The sequence below is a fragment of the Alteromonas sp. ALT199 genome (genome assembly GCF_018619335.1).
Lineage (GTDB): Bacteria > Pseudomonadota > Gammaproteobacteria > Enterobacterales > Alteromonadaceae > Alteromonas.
This window is the reverse complement of the sequence record NZ_JAHHDX010000095.1, coordinates 1,029-2,587: the sequence shown is the minus strand read 5'-3', so window position 1 is coordinate 2,587 and position 1,559 is coordinate 1,029. Positions and strand designations below refer to the sequence as shown.

Annotated in this window: 3 protein-coding genes; all 3 read left to right on the top strand. The window is 44.1% G+C overall.

The genetic code is table 11. From position 1 onward, the window contains the following. On the top strand, positions 1 to 215 hold a 215-nt coding region (locus tag KL866_RS10805; protein ID WP_214994993.1), incomplete at its 5' end, for an iron chelate uptake ABC transporter family permease subunit. A 4-nt stretch (positions 216 to 219) separates the two neighbouring features. Beyond that, positions 220 to 1,119: an ABC transporter ATP-binding protein gene (locus KL866_RS10800; protein WP_214994991.1), complete on the top strand. Its 900-nt coding sequence runs from the start codon at positions 220 to 222 to the stop codon at positions 1,117 to 1,119. Between the two features lie 177 nt (positions 1,120 to 1,296). After that, the coding region (locus KL866_RS20240; RefSeq protein ID WP_251139982.1) for a 3-deoxy-7-phosphoheptulonate synthase at positions 1,297 to 1,559 on the top strand (263 nt) is incomplete at its 3' end.

Here is a 1,559-nt window from a genome sequence, read left to right as displayed (position 1 = left end):
GCTTACTGGTGCCTCATATTTTACGCCTGTTCATAGGGCATAATAATCGTTATCTGTTGCCTCTTAGCGCTTTGAGCGGAGCAAGCCTTCTAATGCTGGTCGCGTTAAGCTCTGAACTGACCCGCGCAATTACACTTCCGGTTTCCATGGTTACGGCAACGTTGGGTGGCCCACTGCTAATATGGGCACTGGCTAAGGGTCAGCTTAAAGGCTGATGAAATGACGACACCGAATCCTTTTACGCAAAAGCAACCTGATTCCTATAGTGAAGAAGGTTCAAGCACAAATGAACGTCATGCGGTTAGTTATAACAAAACGCCTTGCATCAACAGTAGTGAAAAAGCTTCGGAAGACACAATGATTTTAAGCCTACAAAACGTAAGCATTGGGACACGACTGTGGGTGGAAGGCTTAAGCGCGAAAAAGGGCGAGTGTGTTCATATCATAGGGCCAAACGGGGCGGGGAAATCAACGCTGCTACTTACCCTTGCAGGGCTGATTGAAGCTGATGAAGGTAAAGTGTTGCTGCATGGCAAGTCAATCAGTAGTTGGTCCCTTGCCACGCTTGCTAGCGTACGTACTTTGTTAGCTCAGCAAAGTGAAAGTGGCTTTCATCTTTCAGTTAAGGAATATTTAAGTTTTTATACAGCAGAAAACCAGTCTTTGCTTATCCCTCCAGTTTTAGAAAAGGCCCTAGAAGTGTCAGGCTTTTCAAACAAAATCCTTACTCAGCTTTCTGGCGGCGAGCGGCAGCGGGTAGAAATTTGTCGAGCGCTCTTACAAATTTGGCCCCAGTTAGAGCGGGGGGAGGGTTTAGCGTTTTTAGATGAGCCACTGCAAGGGCTTGATATTAGGCATCAATACGCACTGGCTAGCTTGGTGAAATTCCTCTGCGGTAAAGGAAATACAATACTTATGACGTCTCATGATATCGCACTTAGCGCAAACTACTGCGATAGTCTATGGTTAATGCACAAAGGTTGTATGGTCGCGCTGGGAGAGCCACAAGAAGTAGCGACTCAGGCAAACCTTGAAAAAGTGTTTGAATGTCATTTTGCTATAAGCAAGCACGATAACTTTCTAGAAATTCAAGTTTGCGCACCTATTTCCCTAGGATAAATGTGGTAAAGTGCCCCCAGCATTTGTTTAGATTCGTATTTTCGCATTAGGCTGATTATAAAAAGGCGCTACAGACACACCGTAAAGCGCGATACAGTCCTTTTAGTAGAAGTATTGAGCTTTAATAGATATTTTCAGTTAAAGGTTTGCCCTACGTTTTTTATCAGGAGAACACCGTTGAGTAATTGGCAAGTAGACAGTTGGAGAAATAAACCTATTCTTCAGCAACCATCGTACGATGACAAAGTACGTTTAAAAGAAGTAGAGCAAACACTGAGTTCTTATCCGCCATTAGTATTCGCTGCTGAAGCCCGTGAACTTAGACGCCAGTTAGGTGAAGTTAGCTTGGGTAAAGGTTTTCTTTTACAAGGCGGTGATTGCGCTGAGTCGTTTGACGAGTTTAACGCACCTAAAATTCGCGATACCTTTAAAGTTATTCT